The 20,539-nt window shown below is 64.8% G+C and carries 21 protein-coding genes; 11 read left to right on the top strand and 10 right to left on the bottom strand.

Translation table 11 applies throughout. From position 1 onward, the window contains the following. Positions 1 to 55: 55 nt before the first annotated feature. The 7 genes from BLV07_RS11720 to BLV07_RS11690 form a co-directional block, all read right to left on the bottom strand. A complete protein-coding gene (locus tag BLV07_RS11720; protein ID WP_091884882.1) occupies positions 56 to 769 on the bottom strand; it encodes an ABC transporter ATP-binding protein in 714 nt (237 codons plus the stop codon). After that, a complete protein-coding gene (locus BLV07_RS11715; protein WP_091885391.1) occupies positions 762 to 1,529 on the bottom strand; it encodes an ABC transporter ATP-binding protein in 768 nt (255 codons plus the stop codon). The genes BLV07_RS11720 and BLV07_RS11715 overlap by 8 nt, the downstream gene beginning before the upstream one ends. Then, positions 1,522 to 2,466 carry a branched-chain amino acid ABC transporter permease gene (locus tag BLV07_RS11710; protein ID WP_091884879.1) on the bottom strand — a complete coding sequence of 315 codons (945 nt, stop codon included), beginning with the start codon at positions 2,464 to 2,466 and terminating at the stop codon, positions 1,522 to 1,524. The genes BLV07_RS11715 and BLV07_RS11710 overlap by 8 nt, the downstream gene beginning before the upstream one ends. Next, the gene (locus BLV07_RS11705) at positions 2,463 to 3,380 is read right to left on the bottom strand and encodes a branched-chain amino acid ABC transporter permease (RefSeq protein ID WP_091884876.1); all 918 of its coding nucleotides are present in this window, start codon (positions 3,378 to 3,380) and stop codon (positions 2,463 to 2,465) included. The genes BLV07_RS11710 and BLV07_RS11705 overlap by 4 nt, the downstream gene beginning before the upstream one ends. A gap of 292 nt (positions 3,381 to 3,672) precedes the next feature. Continuing rightward, on the bottom strand, positions 3,673 to 3,891 hold the full coding sequence (locus BLV07_RS11700; RefSeq protein WP_091884873.1) for a hypothetical protein: 219 nt from the start codon (positions 3,889 to 3,891) through the stop codon (positions 3,673 to 3,675). Between the two features lies 1 nt (position 3,892). After that, complete coding sequence (locus BLV07_RS11695; protein ID WP_091884869.1) at positions 3,893 to 4,549, bottom strand: acyl-homoserine-lactone synthase; 657 nt, start codon at positions 4,547 to 4,549, stop codon at positions 3,893 to 3,895. Between the two features lie 82 nt (positions 4,550 to 4,631). Continuing rightward, positions 4,632 to 5,360: a LuxR family transcriptional regulator gene (locus BLV07_RS11690; RefSeq protein ID WP_091884865.1), complete on the bottom strand. Its 729-nt coding sequence runs from the start codon at positions 5,358 to 5,360 to the stop codon at positions 4,632 to 4,634. 168 nt (positions 5,361 to 5,528) lie between these two features. Here BLV07_RS11690 and BLV07_RS11685 point away from each other — a divergent pair, with 168 nt between their 5' ends. The 10 genes from BLV07_RS11685 to BLV07_RS11640 all read left to right on the top strand — a co-directional run bounded on the left by BLV07_RS11685 (position 5,529) and on the right by BLV07_RS11640 (position 15,640). After that, the gene (locus BLV07_RS11685; protein ID WP_091884862.1) at positions 5,529 to 5,705 is read left to right on the top strand and encodes a hypothetical protein; all 177 of its coding nucleotides are present in this window, start codon (positions 5,529 to 5,531) and stop codon (positions 5,703 to 5,705) included. Between the two features lie 280 nt (positions 5,706 to 5,985). Beyond that, on the top strand, positions 5,986 to 6,924 hold the full coding sequence (locus BLV07_RS11680) for a LysR family transcriptional regulator (RefSeq protein ID WP_091884859.1): 939 nt from the start codon (positions 5,986 to 5,988) through the stop codon (positions 6,922 to 6,924). A gap of 132 nt (positions 6,925 to 7,056) precedes the next feature. Then, positions 7,057 to 7,935: a shikimate dehydrogenase gene (locus tag BLV07_RS11675; protein WP_091884857.1), complete on the top strand. Its 879-nt coding sequence runs from the start codon at positions 7,057 to 7,059 to the stop codon at positions 7,933 to 7,935. Between the two features lie 56 nt (positions 7,936 to 7,991). After that, on the top strand, positions 7,992 to 9,122 hold the full coding sequence (locus BLV07_RS11670) for an ABC transporter substrate-binding protein (protein ID WP_091884853.1): 1,131 nt from the start codon (positions 7,992 to 7,994) through the stop codon (positions 9,120 to 9,122). A 235-nt stretch (positions 9,123 to 9,357) separates the two neighbouring features. Beyond that, the gene (locus tag BLV07_RS11665; RefSeq protein ID WP_091884849.1) at positions 9,358 to 10,233 is read left to right on the top strand and encodes a branched-chain amino acid ABC transporter permease; all 876 of its coding nucleotides are present in this window, start codon (positions 9,358 to 9,360) and stop codon (positions 10,231 to 10,233) included. Continuing rightward, on the top strand, positions 10,230 to 11,228 hold the full coding sequence (locus BLV07_RS11660) for a branched-chain amino acid ABC transporter permease (RefSeq protein WP_091884846.1): 999 nt from the start codon (positions 10,230 to 10,232) through the stop codon (positions 11,226 to 11,228). Before BLV07_RS11665 ends, BLV07_RS11660 begins: the two co-directional genes overlap by 4 nt. Beyond that, positions 11,225 to 11,968 (top strand): ABC transporter ATP-binding protein, encoded by a 744-nt coding sequence (locus BLV07_RS11655; protein ID WP_091884839.1) that lies wholly within the window; start codon positions 11,225 to 11,227, stop codon positions 11,966 to 11,968. Before BLV07_RS11660 ends, BLV07_RS11655 begins: the two co-directional genes overlap by 4 nt. A gap of 11 nt (positions 11,969 to 11,979) precedes the next feature. Then, positions 11,980 to 12,717, top strand: a complete 738-nt coding sequence (locus BLV07_RS11650) for an ABC transporter ATP-binding protein (protein ID WP_091884836.1) — start codon at positions 11,980 to 11,982, stop codon at positions 12,715 to 12,717. Further along, positions 12,714 to 13,772: a Gfo/Idh/MocA family protein gene (locus BLV07_RS11645; RefSeq protein ID WP_091884831.1), complete on the top strand. Its 1,059-nt coding sequence runs from the start codon at positions 12,714 to 12,716 to the stop codon at positions 13,770 to 13,772. The genes BLV07_RS11650 and BLV07_RS11645 overlap by 4 nt, the downstream gene beginning before the upstream one ends. Next, positions 13,769 to 15,640 carry a bifunctional sugar phosphate isomerase/epimerase/4-hydroxyphenylpyruvate dioxygenase family protein gene (locus BLV07_RS11640; protein ID WP_091884827.1) on the top strand — a complete coding sequence of 624 codons (1,872 nt, stop codon included), beginning with the start codon at positions 13,769 to 13,771 and terminating at the stop codon, positions 15,638 to 15,640. Before BLV07_RS11645 ends, BLV07_RS11640 begins: the two co-directional genes overlap by 4 nt. Before the next feature lie 362 nt (positions 15,641 to 16,002). On the opposite strand, the gene BLV07_RS11635 is transcribed toward BLV07_RS11640, so the two are convergent. Further along, entirely contained in the window at positions 16,003 to 17,175 is a 1,173-nt protein-coding gene (locus tag BLV07_RS11635; protein ID WP_091884824.1) for an ABC transporter substrate-binding protein, read from the bottom strand. A gap of 312 nt (positions 17,176 to 17,487) precedes the next feature. Here BLV07_RS11635 and BLV07_RS11630 point away from each other — a divergent pair, with 312 nt between their 5' ends. Then, entirely contained in the window at positions 17,488 to 18,750 is a 1,263-nt protein-coding gene (locus tag BLV07_RS11630) for an NAD(P)/FAD-dependent oxidoreductase (RefSeq protein WP_091884820.1), read from the top strand. 194 nt (positions 18,751 to 18,944) lie between these two features. Here BLV07_RS11630 and BLV07_RS11625 read toward each other — a convergent pair whose 3' ends face one another. Then, positions 18,945 to 20,156: an ABC transporter substrate-binding protein gene (locus BLV07_RS11625; RefSeq protein ID WP_091884816.1), complete on the bottom strand. Its 1,212-nt coding sequence runs from the start codon at positions 20,154 to 20,156 to the stop codon at positions 18,945 to 18,947. Positions 20,157 to 20,214: 58 nt separating this feature from the next. Continuing rightward, complete coding sequence (locus tag BLV07_RS11620; RefSeq protein WP_091884813.1) at positions 20,215 to 20,538, bottom strand: 2Fe-2S iron-sulfur cluster-binding protein; 324 nt, start codon at positions 20,536 to 20,538, stop codon at positions 20,215 to 20,217. Position 20,539 lies beyond the last annotated feature (1 nt).

The raw sequence follows: 20,539 nt of genomic DNA, 5'->3' as shown, positions 1-20,539 counted from the left end.
CGGAGATGGTCTGGATTGCTTCGCTGCGCTCGCAATGGCGCGAAGAGAGCGAGGCTCAAATCCCCAAATATTTGTGCTGAAGATCCGGCGCGGCCATCAGCTCGTCGGAGGTGCCGCTCCACACCGTCTTGCCGCGCTCGATGATGTAGTGGCGGTCGCAGATCCGAGCGAGGTGATCGACATTCTTGTCGACTACCAGGATCGACTGTCCGCGGCTCTTGAGCAGCGACAGGCAATTCCAGATCTCTTCGCGGATCAGCGGCGCGAGGCCCTCGGTCGCTTCGTCCAGAATCAGGAGCTTCGGGTTGGTCATCAGCGCGCGGCCGATGGCGAGCATCTGCTGCTCGCCGCCGGAGAGCTGGTTGCCCATGTTGGAGGCACGCTCGGCGAGGCGCGGAAACAGCACGTAGATCGCAGCCAGCGTCCAGGGATTGGGGCTGCCGAAGCGATCGGCGGCGGCCGCCACGAGATTTTCGCGCACGGTGAGGTTCGGGAAGATCTGGCGTCCCTCAGGGACCAGGCCGACGCCGAGTTTGGCGATCCGGTACGACGGAAGCTGCCGCACCTCGGCGCCCGCAAAGCGGATCGCGCCTGATCGCGCCGGCGTCAGGCCCATGATCGAGCGGATCGTCGTGGTCTTGCCCATGCCGTTGCGGCCCATCAGCGAGACCATCTCGCCGGGCTTGATCGACAGCGACAGCCCGAACAGCACCTGGGAGAGGCCGTAGCAGGTTTCGATGCCGTCGACGTCGAGCAGCGTGTCAGCCATGATGCGTCACCACATGCTGATCGCCGAGATAGGCGCGCTTGACGTCCTCGTTCTGGCGGATCGCGGACGGATCGCCGGAGGCGATGACGCGGCCATAGACCAGCACCGAGATGCGATCGGCGAGCGCGAACACCGCCGGCATGTCGTGCTCGACCAGCACGATCGAGACCTCTTTGCGCAGCTCCTGGAGCAGCTTCACCATGCGCTGGGATTCGGTGACCCCTAAGCCGGCCATCGGCTCGTCGAGCAGCAGGAGCTTTGGCTTGCTCGCGAGCGCAACCGCAAGCTCGAGCTCGCGGCGCTCGCCATGGCTGAGCCTGGACACCACGACATCGGCGCGATGCGACAGGCCGACGCGATCGAGCGCGGCACGGGCGGCATCGCGCAGGCCCGTCTCCTTGCGCGCGTTGGCGAAGAAGCGGAACGACGTGCCGGCATGCGCTTGGGCTGCCAGCGCGACATTGTCCGCGGCGGTGAAATCGAGCAGCAGCGAGGTGATCTGGAACGATCGGGCAAGGCCGAGCGCGCAGCGGCGATAGGCCGGCAGATAGGTGATGTCCCGCCCGGCCAGTGAGACGGTGCCGGAATGCGGTTCGAGATGCCCGGTGAGCTGGCTGATCAGCGTGGTCTTGCCGGCACCGTTCGGGCCGATGATGGCGTGCAGCTCGCCGCTAGCGACGTCGAGCGAGACGTTGTCGGTCGCGATGATGCCGCCGAAGCGGCGCACCAGCTTTTCGACGCGGAGCAGGGGTTCAGCCACGGCCAGCCCTCCCGAGCGCACCCATGATGCCGCCGCGGCCGAACAGGACGATGAGCAACAAGAGCGGGCCCATGATCAGCGCCCAGTATTCGGTGATCTGCGACAGGAACTCTTCCAGCAGCAGGAACACCACCGCACCCATGATCGGGCCGAACAGCGTGCCCATGCCGCCCAGGATCACCATCACCATGAGATCGCCGGAGCGGGTCCAGTACATCACGGCCGGGCTGACGAAATCAGTGTTGTTGGCGAGCAGCGCGCCGGCAAGGCCGCACATGGTGCCTGATATGACGAAGCATACCAGCTGGTAGCGTTTTGCCGGAAAGCCGATCGCCTGCATGCGCTGCTCGTTGGAGCGCAGGCCCTGCACGACGAGGCCGAAGCGCGAATTGACGATGCGCCAGATCAGGAAGATGACGCCGAACAGGCAGGCGAGGCAGAGATAATAGAACTGCGTACGGTTCGAGAGATTGATCAACCCGGAGAAGTCGCTGCGCTGGTAAACGGTGAGGCCGTCGTCACCGCCATAGCGCGCCAGGCCCGAGGCGACGTAATAGGCCATCTGCGCGAAGGCCAGCGTGATCATGATGAAATAGACGCCGCGGGTGCGAAGCGAGAGCGCGCCGATCACCAGCGCGTAAGCCGCGGAGGCCGCGAGCGCGACCGGAAACTGGATGAAGCCGCTTCCGACACCTTCCTGCGCCAGCATCCCGACTGCGTAGCCGCCGATGCCGAGATAGGCGGCGTGGCCAAAACTCATCATGCCGCCGAAACCCATGATGAGGTTAAGGCTCGCGGCCGCCAGCGCCAGGATGATGATGCGGGTGAACAGCGTCAGGATGAAGATGTTGCCGGTCAGATGCGAATAGAGCGGCAGCAGCACGAGGCCCGCCAGCATCAGGGCCGTGACGGCCTTGCTCACAGTGAAAGCCTTCATCGACGACTGGCCGGAAACAGCCCCTCCGGCCGCACCACCAGCACGATCGCCATGAGGAGGTAGATCAGCATGGACGACAGCGCGGGCGCCGCGGTGGAGGCGGCGGCGCCGCTCAGCACCTGCCGCAACAGGTTGGGCAGGAAGGCGCGCCCGAGCGTGTCGATCATGCCGACGAAGATCGCGGCGAGGAACGCGCCGCGGATCGAGCCGATACCGCCGATCACGATGATGACGAAGGCGAGGATCAGGATGTTCTCACCCATGCCGATCTGCACGGTGAGGATCGGCGCTTGCATCAATCCGGCAAGGCCCGCGAGCGCGGCACCTAAGCCAAACACCAGCGTGTAGAGCAGCTTGATGTTGATGCCGAGCGCGCCGATCATCTCGCGGTTGGAGGCGCCGGCCCGGATCAGCATGCCGATGCGGGTGCGCATCACGCCGAGATAGAGCAACAGCGCCACCAGCAGCGCGACGACGATGATGGCGAGCCGATAGGCGGGGTAGTGGATGCCGGGCAGGATCGGCACCGGCACGGTGAGCCAGGCCGGCAGCGGCAGCGCAAGGCCGGCCGGGCCCCAGATCAGCCGCACGGCTTCATTGAAGAACAGGATCAGGCCGAAGGTTGCGAGCACGTGGTCGAGATGGTCTCGCCCGTAGAGATGGCGCAGCGCGCTCATCTCGAGCACGATGCCGAGCACCAGCGTCGCGCCCAGCGCCAGCAGCGCACCGAGCAGGAAGCTGCCGGTCCAGGCTGCGAAGGTCGCGGCGAAATAGGCGCCCATCATGTAGAGCGAGCCGTGCGCGAGGTTGACGAGATCCATGATCCCGAACACCAGCGTCAGGCCGGCGGCGAGCAGAAACAGCAGCAGGCCGAACTGCAATCCGTTCAAGAACTGTTCGACGACGAGCAGCATCAAGACTCTTTCAGGCGCACGCGGTGTCGCGCCGATGTTCGAACACAGTCGCCATCAGTGAAAGAGCTCCCCCTGCCTGTTCAAGGCCGAAAAATGGGTAATGGCAGTATCGTTCCGAGGCAAGAGCGATTTGACACCAAACATGCACTTTGTTGCATCTCGGCGTGCGCGGCCGAAACCTGCTCGGCAATGCAAAAAGGCTGCCGCGCGGTATGGGGCAACCTGCCGCACCCAAACGATCACCCTCCCCCGGCAGGCCGAGGGAGGGTGCGAATGTCGTCGAAAGATGCGTCTAGTGCGACGTCATCTGCTGGGGAAAGTCGTCCGGTTCGGCGAGCACGCTGTTGGCCGTCGAGGCCTCCAACGCGGCCATCCGGAACAGGTAGGCCAGCGTCGCCAATCCGGAATCGTCCGCCATCTGCGCCAGCTCGAGCGCCATGTCGGACATGTAGCCGAGGTTCTCGTCCTTGGTCTGCGCCATGATCTGGCTGTCCCGCATCAAGTTCGACATTTCAGGCGCTCTTTCGTTGCGCGGCAAGGCCGCGGAGGTTGGCACGGGCAACAGCGTCGAGGCGAGGGCCGTCCTGGCACACGACCGAAGGCATGCCGATGCGGTTATGCAGGGCATCGAGCGTCTCGCGACGAATGTCGATGGTCGCCGCCATGGTCCACGCGTTCTCGACCAGGGCCGGAAGGCCAAGCGGCGTCACGACGAAGCCGGCCTCATGGAAGCGCGGCAACCACCAGGTTTCCATGATCGCGCTGACCTGCGCGATTCCCTGATCAAGGCAGAACTCCTGCACCGCCGCCATCAATTGCAGATTGAGCACGCCGTCGCGGCGATCACGGACGACGAAGTAGCGCGACCATTCCCAGATCAACGGATCTACGGGGCAACCGCGAACCGCAGCCAGATGCGGGAACACCTCGCTCATCATCGAGGGCTTGGTCGTCGGATAGAGCCGATGGCCGCCGATGACGCGGCGTCCCTCCAGCGCGAGCAAATAGACCGTGTCCTCGTCGTCATAGGAATCGATCTCGCGGCAATCCGGCCTGCGCAACGTCTCCCAGCGCCGCTCCTCGACGAAGATGTCGTGACGCAGCCGGAAATGCTGCTCGAGCACGTCTTCATAAAGGTGGCGATTTACCGCGGAAATTGCGTGAATCATGAAATCCCCCGTTCATCCTCAATGGGGGAAGAATCGGCCAAAAGAGGCAGGTGCGATATTGGGAAATTTCCCAGTACGCCGCTCAGGGAGAGATGATCTTGCCGCGAATCGCCAGTGCCACCGCATGCGTACGGTTGACGGCGCCGAGCTTGCGCGCAGCAGTTGAAAGGTGCTCTTCGGCGGTGCGCTGCGTGATGTGCAGGATCTCGCCGATTTCCCAGGCCGACTTGCCCTGAGAGGCCCAGGAGATCACCTCGCGCTCGCGCGGGGTGAGGCGCGTCGACGGATACGGCGCCGGCTCGAGCAGACGGCGAATGTGGTCGAAGCCATACATCGCCATCAGGTGCAGGGCCGGCTTGCTGCGCGGGTTGAGGTCGAGATGAACGCCCCCGAGCGACACCGCGGCCTCATAGCCGGTGAGCCCGTGAATGGGCACGATGAAGCCGCGCGACATGCGGAAATCGCCAGCGCGGTTCATCACTTCGGCCGCGTTCGGCTCGAGTTCGGCATCGTAGGGCGCTTCCGACCACTCGAACGGATTGACCGATTGACGGCACAACCGCACCACCGGATCGTACCGATCATAATTGTTATCGGTGTAGAGGCTGAACCAGCCGGCGGGCCAGCGCTTGGCGAGCACCATCTGCGCAAAGCGCTGATCGGGATTCGGCAATCCCGTCACGATGATGGTTTCGAAGCCGAAACGACCGAAGGCCGTTTCAAGCGCGTCCATGGCGTCCGGAACCTTGGTATAGGCTCCCAGGCCTTCAATGAAGTCGAGCGCCTCCCGGCCATAGTCTACGGCGGACATCAGTGCATTTCCTGACTCTCGCCCTGCCGTATAGCATGTATTTGGGGGCTGCCTCAATTCGCTGCTCCCGTAGTTTGCCGGTGTTCCGTCCGCACTGAAGATTTAATCTACTTGTGGAAGAAGTGAGGTCCAGATACACCTGAACGCGTCCGTAGCGGGAAAACCACGATGCAAGACGAGGACATCGCCCTCAACAGCGTGCTCGGCCTGGAATTGAACCGCGTGTTTTTCGCCGTCCGCCAAACGGCAAACAAGCAGAAGATCATCGAGTTCGCGCGCGAGGTGCTGCAAAGCGAGCGCGCGGAGCTGGCGGACAGCCTCTTGCCCGAGGGCCCGGCAAGCTAGCCAACGCAGTTGCAGCAAACGACGCGTCCAGCGCGAGCGACGCCCTTGAACGTGCCGATTTTCGTCGAAACAGTTTGACCATTGCCTTCCCTTCTCCCCTTGTGGGAGAAGGTGGCGCGAAGCGCCGGATGAGGGGTTGTCTCCGCGCGTTCAAACGCGAGAGCTCGCAAGGCGGAGAGAACCCCTCACCCGTCTCGCAGCTTTGCGGCGAGCCACCCTCTCCCCCAAGGGGAGAGAGAAGGCCCCCCGCCACCACGATCATGCTTCGGATGCCCAGGACATGATGACGCTGCGCCAGGTTGAAGTGATCCGTGCCGTCATGGTGACGGGCACCATCGGCGGCGCGGCAAAGCTGCTCAACGTCTCGGCGCCGGGGATCAGCCGCCTCGTCAAATACACCGAGCGCTCGCTCGGCATCCGCTTCTTCCAGCGCCAGAACGGGCGCTACTTCCCGACGCCGGAAGCCGAGAACATCTTCGAGCAGATCAACGGCGTCTACAAGAAGGTCGACGATCTCTCCGAGATAATCTCCAAGATCGGCCGCGGTGGATTGTCGGAGCTGCGCATCGGCTCGGTGCCGAGCATCTCGCAGGTGATGGTGCCGCGCGCGATCGAGCGCGTGCGTCGCCGCTATCCCGATCTCGGCATCGACATCAACATCCTCAAGCTCGAGGAAGCCATCGACTATCTGATGCTCGGCCGCGGCGAGTGCGTGGCGATGAGCTACCGGCTGGAGCATTCCGGGCTCGACTTCATGCCGCTCGCCTCGGGCGAGCTCTATTGCATCGTGCCGCCGGGCCACGAGCTCGCCGGCCGCAAGCAGGTCTCCGCCGCCGAGATCACCCGCTATCCGCTGATCGGCATCGATCCCAACGATCCCTACGGGCGGATCATGGCCGAGATCTTCGCGCGCAACCGGCTCGACTACAACATCACCATCCGCGCGCGCTTCGGCACCACGGTCTGCGCGCTGGTGAAGGCCGGGCTCGGCATCGCCATCATCGACCAGTTCACGGTGGCCCATGGCGGCTATCCCGGAATCGAGCTGTTGAAGATCACCGAGCCGACGCGGTTCGACACCTACATCGCAGTGAAGCGCGGCGCGCCGTTGTCGCTCCATGCCGAGTACTTCATCGACGCCCTGCGCGCCGAGATGCGCGCAGTCGAGCCGTCCCGCGGCAACAGCAAGGCCGGTCCGGCACGCGCGCGGAAGAAATAACATTATGTTAGGTTTGCCGGATAAAAGGGTAATTGTGTTAGGCCGGGGAAAGACTATCGTCAGAGCTGGAATCGCGCGGATTTCCCCGCTAATGGCCGGGACCGGACGCTCCCAACGAGACGATAGCAAACCATGTCGAAGCGCGGATACGCCGCCAGCAAGAAGCTTCTCACCGGCCTGATCGGCGCTCCGATCGCGCATTCCGCGTCCCCCGCCATGCATGAGCGCGCCGCCGAGGCGCTCGGCCTGCGCGGCCACTACCAGCTCATCGAAGTGGCCGGCGCCGATGCGGCCGGGCTCCGCATGATGCTCGAAGGCGTGCGGCGGCTCGGCTTTGCCGGCGTCAATGTCACTTATCCTTACAAGGAAGCCGTGGTCCCGCTACTCGATGCGCTGGCGCCAGGCGCTGCCGCCATGGGTGCGGTCAACACCGTCGTCGTCAGGGACGGCCGGCTGACCGGCCACAACACCGACACCACGGGCTTTGCGCGCGCGGTGGCCCCGCTGCTGGCCCCGTCCGCCAACGCCGTTGCCGTGATCGGCGCCGGTGGTGTCGGCAAGGCGATCGCGTTTGCGCTGGCAAGCCTGGACGTGACCGACATCCGCATTTTCGACAGCGAACCTGCGCGCGCCGAGAAACTCGCCTCGCTGCTTGCCAGGCAGGGCGGCGCGAGGATGGCCGGAAGCGTCGAGGATGCGCTCGATGGCGCAACCGGCCTCGTCAACGGCACGCCGGTCGGCATGCTACCGAACCGAGACACGCCAGTGCCGGCGGCGCTGCTCAGGGCAGACCTGTGGGTCGCCGATGCCGTCTATTCGCCGCTGATCACGCCGCTGCTTGCCGCAGCGCGAGAGAAAGGCGCTCGGATCATGACCGGCCGCGAGCTCGCGATCTACCAGGCCGCCGACGCCTTCGAACTGTTCACCGGCCTTGCCCCATCGACCGAGATCATGGGACAGGCTTTTGATACCGTGATGGCCGCGCGCAGCGCCGCCTATCAGGCAGCTTGAGACGAAGCGGCCGGGCACAAGGCCGCTTGCAAGATTTGAAACGGGAGGAGAGGACGATGAAATCAACGCTACTGGTGGGCGCGCTGCTCACCGCCATGACGGCAACGAGCGCCTTTGCCCAGGCGATCAAGCTCGCCGACGTCGCCGAGCTCTCGGGCGGCGGCGCCACCGTCGGCACCAATTGGAAGAACGGCATCGACCTCGCGATCGAGGAGATCAACGCCAAGGGCGGCGTGCTCGGCCGCAAGCTCGAGGTCACCCACGCCGACTCGCAGTCCAACCCGGGTGTCGCCCGCGCCCAGGTGCAGAAGGCGCTCGACGCCGAGCCCTATGTGCTGCTCGGGCCCGGCTATTCCGGCTCGGTCAAGGTCACCGCGCCGCTCGCCGCCGAAGCCGGCATCGCGCAGGTCATGGGCGGCGAGGCCGCCGAGCTGACGCAAGCAGGCAACAAGTTCCTGTTCCGCACGTCGTTCGGCCAGCAATCCTCGATGCCGAAGGTCGCCAAATACATCCACGACGAGATGAAGGCGAAGTCGGTCGCGGTGGTCTGGGTCAACAACGATTTCGGCCGCGGCGGCCGCGACGTCATCGTGAAAGAACTCGACCGGCTCGGCTCCAAGGTGGTCGCCGACCTCTCGACCGAAGCGGGCCAGGCCGATTTCGCCGCCGACGTCGGCAAGATCAAGGCCGCCAATCCCGATGCCGTGTTCGTCTACCTGAACGAAGAAGAGAGCGCGCGCATCCTGAAGGAGCTGAAGCGCCAGGGTGTCACCGCGCCGCTGATGGGCGAGACCACGCTGATCGGCCAGAAGGTGATCGAGCTCGCCGGCGATGCCGCCAATGGCGCGCGCGGCCATGTCGGCCTCACCACCGACGCGCCGGTCGACCTCATCAAGGCGTTCCGCGACAAGTTTTCCAAGAAGTACAATTACGTACCCGACCACAACGGCCTGAAGGGCTATCTCGCCGTCTACATGGTGAAGGCCACCACCGAGAAGATGGGCAAGGTCGACCCGAAGAAGTTTGCCGACACGCTGCACGGCCTGACCATCAAGGCCGCGGACGAGCCGGGCATCCTGATGGACGTCACCTTCAGCGACACCGGCGACATCGACCGCCAGAGCTTCCTGGTCGAGGTGGTCGAAGGCAAGCAGGTGGTGAAGCAGGTGCTGCCGAAAGTGAAGTGAGGCTCTTTTCGCCTCTCTCCGCACCCGTCTCGCCGAAGCTTTAGCGAAGGCGGATGCGGGGAGAGATGTCTTCTCTCCCTCTCCCCGCCCTTCGCGGGGAGAGGGTGGGGTGAGGGGTGCTTCCGCGTAGACGGTGAGAAATGATCTTGCCGAGACGGCCCCTCACCCCGCCCTCTCCCCGTAAGAACGGGGAGAGGGAGACGACAGAGCGGGGCTAGGGACACGAGAGGGGAACATGTCCAATCTGTTCGATCTTCTGGTCGCGGGACTTGCCACCGGCGCGATCTATGCGCTGGTCGCGGTCGGCTTCACGCTGCTGTGGCAGACCTCGCAGACCATCAATTTCGCCCAAGGCGAGTTCGTGATGCTGCCGGCATTCCTGATGCTGGCGGCGATGCATGCCGGCGCGCCGTTCTGGCTCGCGATCATCCTCGGCATCCTCTTATCGATGATCCTGCTCGGCCTCGCCTTCAAGATGCTGCTGGTCGATCCGATGATGCGCCACGGCGTGCTGCCGCTGGCGATCGCGACCATGGCGCTGGCGATCGGCATCAAGGAATCCGTCAAGCAGTTCTTCAGCGCCGAGGCCTCGCCCTTCCCGTCGATCGTGCCGACTGGCGACATCTCCATTCTCGGCCATGCGGTGTCGCTGCAAAGCATCGGCGTGCTCGTCGTCGCTATTCTCGCTGTCTTCGGACTGACGGCACTTCTCAACCGCACCTCGCTCGGCCACCAGATGCAGGCGGCAGCGCAAAACCCGACGGTGGCGCGCATTATCGGCGTGCCGGTCGAGCGCATGATCCTGCTGACCTTCCTGATCAACGCCTTCCTGGTGGCGCTGGCTTCGCTGCTGATCACGCCGATCTATCTCGCCAAATTCTCCTCTGGCGAAGTGCTGGGCCAGGCCGCCTTCATCGCCGCGATCGTCGGCGGCTTCAACCAGGTGCGCGGCGCGATCGCCGGCGGTCTCTTGATTGGCGTGCTCGACAATCTCGCGGCCGCCTATGTCTCGACGCAGTACCGCGCCGCGGTGCCGATGATCTTCCTAATCGCCGTCATCCTGTTCCGGCCGCAGGGCTTGCTCGGCCGCGCCGAGGAGCGCACCGTATGAGCGGCTTCGCCAAACCCCTGAAGATCGCGCTCGGCCTTGCCGTCATCGCCGCGCTGATCGTGGTTCCCATGAACTTCAACCGCTACGGCCTGTTCATCCTCAGCCAATGGGCGGTGATGAGCATCGCCGCGATGGGGCTCAACCTCACGCTCGGCTATGCCGGCCAGGTCTCGCTGGCGCAGGGGGCCTTCGTGGGCATGGGCGCCTATGCGGCGGCGATCATGACCACCCATGGCTGGCCGCTGCCGGCGGCAATACTGGTCGCGATTGCCTTAAGCTTCGCGGTCGGCTGGGTGCTCGGCTATCCGGCGCTGCGCGTGCAGCACCACTACCTCGCCTTCGTCACGCTCGCCTTCTCCACTCTCGCCTTCCTGGTGTTCCGCAACGAGAGCTGGCTCACCGGCGGCATCTACGGCATCTCCAACATCCCGCGCCCGCATATCTTTGGGCTAGCGACCAACAAGCCGCTGCCGTTCTACTATGTCTGCCTCGGCTCGCTCGCGATCGTATCGCTTGCGGTGTGGTGGCTGATCCGCTCGCCATGGGGCCGCGCCTTCATGGCGCTGCGCGAAAACCCGCTGCGCGCGCAATCGCTCGGCGTCGACACCCGCCGCTACACGCTGATGGCGTTTGCGATCGGCTCGGCGCTTGGCGGCGTCGCCGGCGCGCTCTACGCGCCGCTGACGCAATATATCGATCCCGTGCCGTTCAACCTGTCCCTCTCGCTCGATCTGTTGATGATGGTGATCGTCGGCGGTGCCGGCTTCTATTTCGGCCCCTTCCTCGGCGCGATGATCGCGGTGCTGTTGCCGGAATGGCTGCGCTTCACGGAGGGCTATTATCTCATGCTCTACGCGATCGCCGTCATGCTGCTGCTGATCTGGTCGCCGACCGGCATCTTGGGAATCCTCGACCGCGCCATGGCGGCACGGCGGACCAAGGCAGCGTCCGCGCTGCGCGCCGTCGCCAAATCCCGCCTGGAGACGGTGCAATGAGCGCGGTCCTCGAGGTTACCAATATCAAGAAGAACTTTGGCGGCATCAGCGCCGTCGACGGCGTCTCGTTCGACGTGCGCGAGGGCGAGATCCTCGGCCTGATCGGGCCGAATGGCTGCGGCAAGTCGACCCTGTTCAACTGCATCCTCGGCCAGCTCACGCCATCAGGCGGCGAGGTCAAGCTCGACGGCAAGCTCGTCACGGGCCTGCGGCCCGCCGAGCTCAACAAGCTTGGGGTCAGCCGCACCTTCCAGCTCCTGCAGGTCTTCCCAAAGCTCTCGGTGCGCGAGAACCTGATCCTCGCGGGCCAGGAGCACCAGGGCAACATGGCCTCGCGTCTGGTCGGCCGCTCCGATGCCGGGCTGACTGATAGCGCCAACCAGATGATCGGCTTCTTCAAGCTCGACCATCTCGCGGACGAGCCGGCCGGCGGTCTCTCCTACGGCCAGCAGAAGCTGCTCGATGCCGCCATGGCCTTCATGGGCGGCCCGCGCCTCGTGCTGCTCGACGAGCCCGCCGGCGGCGTCAACCCCTCGATGCTGGCGGACCTCAAGGACCGCCTGGTCGCGATCAACCGCGAGAAGAACGCCACCTTCGTCGTGATCGAGCACAATATGGAATTCGTGATGTCGCTGTGCTCGCGCGTCATGGTGATGGCGGAGGGCAAGGTGCTGGCGATGGGACGACCGGACGAGGTGCGGAAAAATCCTGCCGTGATCGAAGCCTATTTGGGTCATTGAAGGAGCGAGCCATGAGCGACCCGATCCTCTCGGTTCACAATCTCGTCGGCGGCTACGGCAAGATGACGATTTTGAACGGCACGACCTTCGCCGTACCTCAAGCCACGATCACGACGATCATCGGCCCGAACGGCGCCGGCAAGTCGACCGTGTTCAAGGCCATCTTCGGCCTGCTCAAGCTGCGCGAGGGCAAGATCAGCTTTGCTGGCCGCGACGTCACGAACTTGAGCCAGCGTGCGCTGCTCAATGCCGGCATCTGCTACGTGCCGCAGGGCCGCAACATCTTTCCCGAGCTGTCCGTGCGCCACAATATCGAGCTCGGCGGCGTCGCGGCCGGGAAGGGCCTCGACCTGCAGAGGCGGATCGAGGCAGCACTCGACCTGTTCCCGGCGCTGCGGCGGAAATCGACGCAGCAGGCTTCTACACTGTCCGGCGGTGAGCAGAAGCAGCTCGAGATCGCCCGCTCGCTGCTGCTCGAACCCAAGCTGGTGCTGATCGACGAGCCCTCGATCGGCCTGTCGCCGCTGATGGTGCAGCAGACTTTCGACATCCTCAAAAGCCTACGCGACCGCGGCGTCACGATCCTGATGATCGAGCAGAATGCCCGCTCGGCGCTGGAGATTTCCGACATCGGCATCGTACTCGAGCTCGGCCAGACCCGCATGGTCGACGACGCCAAGCGCATTTTGAACGATCCCCGCATCGGCCAACTCTTCCTGGGCGGTGCCATGGAAGAGAGCGCGGCATGAGCGCCAAGATGCGCATCGCCGTTGCCGGCGCGGGCCTGATCGGCCGCCGCCATATCGAGCTGATCGAGGCATCGCCGGATTGCGTGCTGGCCGGCATTGCCGATCCTTCGCCGGCCGCTGGCGATTTTGCGCGGGCGCGCAACACGCCCTGCTATGCCGATCATCGCGCATTGCTGGAGCAGGAGAAGCCGGACGGGCTGATCATCGCCTCGCCGAACACGCTGCATCTGCCCATGGCGCTCGACTGCGCCGCGGCGGGCGTGCCGGCGCTGATCGAAAAGCCGGTGACCGACAGCGTCGCAGCGGCACGTCGCCTCTGTGAGGCGGTCAAGCGCAGCGGCGTGCCGATGCTGGTCGGTCACCACCGCCGCCACAATCCGATCATCAAGTCGGCCCGCGAGGCTGTCGCGACCGGCAAGCTCGGCCAGCTCACCGCCGTGGCCGGGCTGTGGCTGCTGAAGAAACCCGACGATTACTTCGAGGTCGCCTGGCGGCGCGAACAGGGCGGCGGGCCGCTGCTGATCAACCTGATCCACGACATCGACAATCTCCGCTTCGTCTGCGGCGAGATCGCCGAGGTGCAGGCGCTGACGTCGAACAAGGTGCGCGGCTTTGCGGTCGAGGACACCGCCGCGCTGCTGCTGCGCTTTGCCAATGGTGCGCTTGGAACCGTGACGGTCTCCGATGCAACGCCGGCACCCTGGAGCTGGGAGCTGACGGCGGGCGAGAACGCGGTCTATCCCAGACAGGACCAGCCCTGTTACGTCTTCGCCGGCACCAACGGCTCGCTGTCGGTGCCGACCATGGAGCTGTGGTCGTATTCAGAAAATCCCGGCTGGCACGCGCCCCTGGTTCGCGAGCCCGTCGCACTCTCCGCTTACGATCCGCTCGCCGAGCAGCTCAGACATTTCCAGGCCGTGATCGCGGGCCGCGAGCAGCCGCTGATCTCGGTCGAAGATGCGATGGGCACGCTCGCGGTGGTGGAAGCCGTAAGCGAAGCCGCGCGCACGGGACGCACGGTATCGCCGGGCCGGATCATGGAGCAGGCAGCATGAACAAGCGCTCGATCGCAACGGTTTCCCTCTCCGGCGCACTGGACGAGAAGCTCCGCGCCATCGCAGCCGCCGGGTTCGACGCGGTCGAGATCTTCGAGAACGATCTACTGTCGTTCGGCGCCAGCCCGCGCGAGGTCGCGCGCCTCTGCAAGGATCTCAATCTCGAGATCTGCGCGTTCCAACCGTTCCGCGATTTCGAGGGCATGCCCGAGCCGCAGCGTTCGCGCAACTTTGCCCGCGCGGAGCGCAAGTTCGACCTGATGCAGGAGCTCGGCACCGATCTCTTGCTCATCTGCTCCAACATTTCGCCCGCCTCGCTCGGCGGCATCGACCGCGCCGCCGACGATTTTCGCGAGCTCGGCGAGCGCGCCGCGAAACGTGGCTTGCGCGTCGGCTACGAGGCGCTGGCCTGGGGACGCCATGTCAACGACTATCGCGACGCCTGGGAGATCGTGCGCCGCGCCGATCATGCCGCGATCGGCGTCATCCTCGACAGTTTTCATGCGTTGGCCCCGGGATTTCCGACGCGCGCGATGGCCTCGATCCCCGGCGACAAGATCTTTCTGGTGCAGCTTGCGGACGCGCCAAAGCTCGAGCTCGACATCCTCTCCTGGAGCCGGCACTTCCGTTCTTTCCCCGGCCAGGGTGACCTGCCGGTCGGCGAGTTCATGGCGGCGGTCGCGGCGACCGGCTATGCCGGGCCGCTGTCGCTGGAGATCTTCAACGACCAATTCCGCGCCGGCTCGGCGGCGCAGACCGCGATCGACGGCCTGCGCTCGCTGATCCTGCTCGAGGACCAGCTGGCAGCGGACTGGCCAAAGCTCGTCCACGAGCCGCTGGCACCGAAGGCCAGGAGCTACGGCACCGGCTTCGTCGAATTCGCCGTCAACGAGACCAAGGCGGGCGAGCTTGCCCGCCTGTTCGCGCAGCTCGGTTTCCGCAAGACCGGCAAGCACCGCAGCAAGGCGGTGGAGCGCTGGTCGCAGGGCAAGGTCGAGCTCGTGATCAATTGCGAGACCGACGGCTTCGCGCATTCGCATTACGTCACCCACGGCCCCGGCGTCTGTGCGATCGCGCTCGACGTCGACAATGCGGGCCTTGCCATGCAGCGCGCCGAAGCGCTGAAGGCGCGCACCTTCTATCAGCCGGTCGGACCGGGCGAGCTGGAGATCCCGGCGATCCACGGCGTCGGCGGCAGCCTGCTCTATTTCCTCGATCAGGCCGGCAAGAACTGGGATACCGATTTCGAGCCGGTCGCGAGCGAGACAAGCGCGGATGCACTTTTGGCGGTCGATCACATCGCGCAGTCGATGCCCTATGACGAGATGCTGTCCTGGCTGCTGTTCTACACCGGCATTCTCGACCTGACGCGGCTGCCGCAGATGGAGATCGCCGACCCCAGAGGCCTGGTGCAGAGCCAGGCCATCATCAACGCAGACCAGAGCCTGCGCTTCGTGCTCAACGGCTCCTCCGCCAACCGCACACTGCCGTCGCGCTTCATCTCGGAGTTCTTCGGCTCCGGCGTGCAGCACGTCGCGTTCTCATGCCGGGACATTTTTGCGACGGTCGCGGAGATGCGCAAGCGGGGCGCGGATTTCCTGGATATCCCGGATAATTACTACGACGACATCGAAGCCAAATACGACCTCGCGCCCGAGTTGATGGCTCAACTGCGCGCCAACCACATCCTCTACGACCGCGACGGTGACGGCGAATTCTTCCAGGTCTACACCCACATCTTCGACGAGCGCTTCTTCTTCGAGATCGTCGAGCGGCGAAACTATCAGGGCTTTGGCGCGGCCAACGCCGGCATCAGGCTTGCGGCGCAAGCCCGCGAAGTGCGCCCCTCGAGCGTGCCAAGAATTTAACTCTGCAAGCGCGGCCCTTCGCCTCTCCCCGCCAGCGGGGAGAGGCCGACGCGCGTAGCGCGGCGGGTGAGGGGGACTCTCCGCGAGTCATATGTCCGTCGGGGGCAGCGCTCTTCCAACACGTCATTGCGAGCGCAGCGAAGCAATCCAGAATTTTTCCGCGGAGGGATTCTGGATTGCTTCGCGGAGCCTGTCATCGGGCCGCGCTTCGCGCGGACCCGTTGGCTCGCAATGACGGTGTGGGGAGCGTCGAGGAATTCGACTGTCTCCGTCCCCGCGGAGGCTCCCCCTCACCCTACCCTCTCCCCGCAAGCGGGGAGAGGGTAAGAAGCAGCGGGGATGGGGAGAGGAAACAGATCAGCTCACTTCATCTTGCACTTGTCGTGGAAACGATCCTGGTCGTGCTCGACGATGGTGGCGACGGTCTTCAGTGCGAGCTGGCCGTCGGCGTCCTTGACCACGTCCTGCAGGTAGAAGTTCTGGATCGGGATGTGGTTGTTGCCGTATTTGAACGGGCCGCGCACCGACTTGAAGTTCACCTTCTCCATTTCGGCCTTCATCGCGTCCTTCTTCGAGGTGTCGCCCTTCACGGCGACGACCGCGCTGTTGATCAGGTTCGCGGCGTCATAAGACTGCGCGCCGTAGAATGTCGGGCGCAGGCCGGTATACTTCTTGCGGTAGTCGGCGACGAATTTCTTGTTTTCGTCGTTGGGCAGATCGTTGACCCATTGCTGCGCACCAGGCACGCCGAGCGCGTTGTCCTTCTGCAGCGGCAGCGACAATTCGTCGATCGTGAAGGCGGTGTAGAGCGGAATCTGCGCTTTGATGCCGGCCTGGGCGTATTGATTGAGGAACTGGACGCCGGCCGCGCCCGGATAGAACACGAAGATCGATTCGGCCTTGGAGTTCTTGGCCTTGGTGAGCTCGGCGGAGAAGTCGAGCTGGCTCGGCCACACCGTGTATTCCTCACCCACGACCTGACCCTTGAAGGTGCTCTTGACGCCGGCCAGCATGTCCTTGCCGGCGGCGTAGTTCGGCCCGATCAGGAACACCGACTTGACGCCCTTCTGGTTCATATAGGTGCCGACCGCCTGCGGGGTCTGGTCGTTCTGCCAGGAGGTCGAGAACACGTAAGGCGAGCACAGCTCGCCGGCGAGCTGCGAGGGACCGGCATTGGCCGAGATCAGGAAGGTCTGCGAATCGACCGCGGTCTTGAGCGAGGCCAGCAGCACGTTCGACCAGATGTAGCCGACGATGAAATCGACCTTGTCGGATTGCACCAGCTTCTCGGTCTTCTGCTTGCCGACATCCGGCTTCTGCCCGTCGTCCTCGTAGATCACCTCGACCGGCTTGCCGGCCATCTTGCGGCCGAGATGGTCGAGCGCGAGCTCGAAGGAATTGCGCATGTCATTGCCGATTACGGCGGTCGGGCCGCTGAAGGTCGAGACGAAGCCGATCTTGATGGTGTCGCCGGCGAATGCCGGATTTGCCAGCACCAGCGCCGCTGCGCCCGCCAGCCAGAATGCCGTCCTCATAACCACTCCCCTCCTTGATTATCGATCCCGGAAACGGGGTGATCGCCGCACCGGGCCAGTCTTTATTGAACGCAAAATCTGTCGAGCCGCCAATGGCTCAGCGTCCGTCCCTGCACCATATTTCGCCAGAATTGGGGATGGCAAGAAATATAATTCTACTCACTTCGGCCAAGGCATGGTCAAGGCTGCGGCACTTTTTCGCGGCGGATCGATGCACCAGGCCTATGCGGCGATTGATGACGGCTATTGGACCGCGGCGCCCAATCCGCACTTAAATGAGAAGGTAGAGCAGCGAGATTCGAGGGGCACATCATGACCACGACACCGCACCGCGTCGTCATCGTCGGAGCCGGCTTTGGCGGGCTGGAGACAACCTACCGGCTCGCGGGCGCGCCGGTCGAGATCACGCTGATCGACCGCCGCAACCATCATCTGTTCCAGCCGCTGCTCTACCAGGTCGCGACTGCTTCGCTCGCGACCAGCGAGATCGCCTGGCCGGTCCGCCATCTCATGCGGGGCCGGCGCGAGGTGACGACGCTGTTTGCGACCGTCAGCGGCGTCGACACCGACAGGCGCTGCGTGCTGATCGACGACGGCAGCGAGGTGCCTTACGACACCCTCGTGCTCGCCACCGGCGCCCGGCACGCCTATTTCGGCCATGACGAATGGGAGCAGTTCGCGCCCGGCCTGAAGACGCTGGAGGACGCCACCACGCTGCGCCGGCACATCCTGGTGGCATTCGAGCGCGCCGAGCGCGAGACGGATCCGGAGAGGCGCGCGGCGCGGCTGACCTTCGTCATCGTCGGCGCCGGCCCGACCGGCGTCGAGCTCGCCGGCACCATCGCCGAGATGGCGCACCACACTCTGCCCGGCGATTTCCGCAACATCGACACGACGAAGGCGCGCGTCGTGCTGATCGAAGCCGGCCCGCGCGTGCTCGCGGGGTTTGCCGACGACCTCTCGGCTTACGCGCAGGCCTCGCTGGAGAAAATCGGCGTCGAGGTGGTGCTGGGGCAACCCGTGACCGAGATCGACCGCGACGGCGTGGTGTTCGGCGGCACGCGGCTCAACGCCAAGACCAGGATCTGGGCCGCCGGCGTGCGCGCTTCGCCCGCTGCCGAATGGCTGGGCGCACCAAGCGATCGCGCCGGGCGCGTGCAGGTCGAGGGCGACCTGACGATTCCGGGCCATCCCGAGATCTTTGCGATCGGCGACACCGTCAACATCAACGCCTGGGAGGGCAAGCCGGTGCCCGGCATCGCGCCCGCGGCCAAGCAGCAAGGCCGCCATGTCGCCGAGACCATCGGGGCGCGGCTGCGCGGCGAGACGAAGGGCGCCTTCCGCTACAAGCACGCCGGCAGCCTCGCGCAGATCGGCAAGCGGCTCGCGGTGATCGACTTCGGCCGCATCAAGCTGCGCGGCACCATCGCGTGGTGGATCTGGGGCATCGCCCACATCTACTTCCTGATCGGCCTCCGCCACCGCCTCAGCGTCGCGCTCAGCTGGCTCTGGATCTACTCCCGCGACCAGCGGGCGGCGCGGCTGATCACGCAGGGAAGTAGCAAGGTGGTGTAGAGGGCGTTTCTCTTACCCTCCCCTGGAGGGGGAGGGTCGCTACGCATGCAGCGAAGCGAAATGCGTAGCGGGGTGGGGTGACAGTCTTTCCGCAGAAGCGGTGCCCGAGTGGAGAGATCACCCCACCCCGCTCGCGCTGCGCGCGATCGACCCTCCCCCTCCAGGGGAGGGTGACGGAGACCGCGCTCGCTCCCCTACTTCACCAGTTCGCAGCCGCCCTCGGCCAGCGGGCGGAACGCCTGGTCCGCTGGGATGGTCGAGACCAGCTTGTAATAGTCGTACGGATATTTCGACTCCTCCGGCTTCTTCACCTCGAACAGGTACATCGGATGCACCACGCGGCCGTCCTGGCGGATGATGGTGTCGCCGAACAGCTTGTCCTTGCCCCTGAACTTCTTCATCTCGGGCACGACGTTCTTGGCATTGTCGCTGCCGGTGGCGGCGACGGCGTTGAGATAAGCGAGCGTGGAGGCGTAGACGCCGGCCTGGTTGCCGCTCGGCATCTTGCCGTTCATGCCCGGACGCGCCGCGAAGCGTTTTGCAAAGGCGCGGGTGTCATCGTTCATATCCCAGTAAAAAGCTTCCATGAGCTGGAGCCCTTGCGCGACCTTGATGCCCATGCCGTGGACGTCGTTGATGAAGAGCAGGAAGGCAACCAGCTTCTGGCCGCTCTGCTGGATGCCGAACTCGGCGGCCTGCTTCACAGCGTTGATGGTGTCGCCGCCGGCATTGGCAAGGCCGATCACCGGCGCTTTCGAGCTTTGCGCTTGCAACAGGAAGGACGCGAAATCGGAGGTGCCGAGCGGATGCTTCGACGAACCGATCACCTTGCCGCCATGCGCCTCGATATATTTCTGCGCTTCCGATTCGATGCCCTTGCCCAGCGCAAAGTCGACCGTGAGGAAGTACCACTCCTTGCCGCCACGCGACACCATCGCCGCTGCCGTGGTGCTACCGGTCGCCCAGGTGTCGTTGACCCACTGGATAGTGTTGGGCGAGCAGGCCTTGCCGGTGAGATCGGAGCTTGCGGTCGAGGACGCCAGGAACGTCATGCGGCTGTCGCGCAAGAGCGTGTTGATGGAGAGCCCGACGGCCGAGTTCGGCACGTCGACGATGGCGTCGACGCCTTCGACATCGAGCCATTTGCGCGCGATGGCGCTGCCGACATCGGCCTTGTTCTGGTGATCGGCATAGACGATCTCGACCTTGATGCCTTTGCCGCCCCCGTTGAAATCCTCCGCCGCCATGCGCGCGGCCTCGACCGAGCCCATGCCGTTGGTGTCCTGGAAGATGCCGGAGATGTCGTTGAGCACGCCGACGCGCACGACATTGTCGGATATCTCGGCGCTTGCCGCGCCGGCCACCAGGCTCGCAGCCAGTGCGAGTGCCCACTTCAGATGCTTCATCGTTCCCTCCCCTGTTGGATGTGGTGCCGCGCCGATCGTTGCCGGCGCGATTCAAGTTTCAGACCTGCCGCTCCGGCAGCCTCACGACGAGCCCGTCGAGCGCGGGCGTGACGTGGATCTGGCAGGACAGCCGGCTGTTCGGCAGCCGCGCGCTCGCGGTGCCGTCGAGCAGCGCATCCTCGTCGTCCGCCATATCAGGCAGGCGCGTCAGCCAGCTCTCGTCGACATAGACGTGACAGGTCGCACACATGGCGTTGCCGCCGCATTCGGCCAGAATGCCGTCAAGGCCGTGGCGGGTCGCGGCCTGCATGGCGCTCTCGCCATCGCCGGTCTCGACGCGATCGGACCTGCCGTCCGGATGGATGAAGGTGATGGCGGGCATA

Source organism: Bradyrhizobium sp. Rc2d (assembly GCF_900099855.1).
Taxonomy (GTDB): domain Bacteria; phylum Pseudomonadota; class Alphaproteobacteria; order Rhizobiales; family Xanthobacteraceae; genus Bradyrhizobium.
This window is presented reverse-complemented; position numbering and strand designations above follow the sequence as displayed.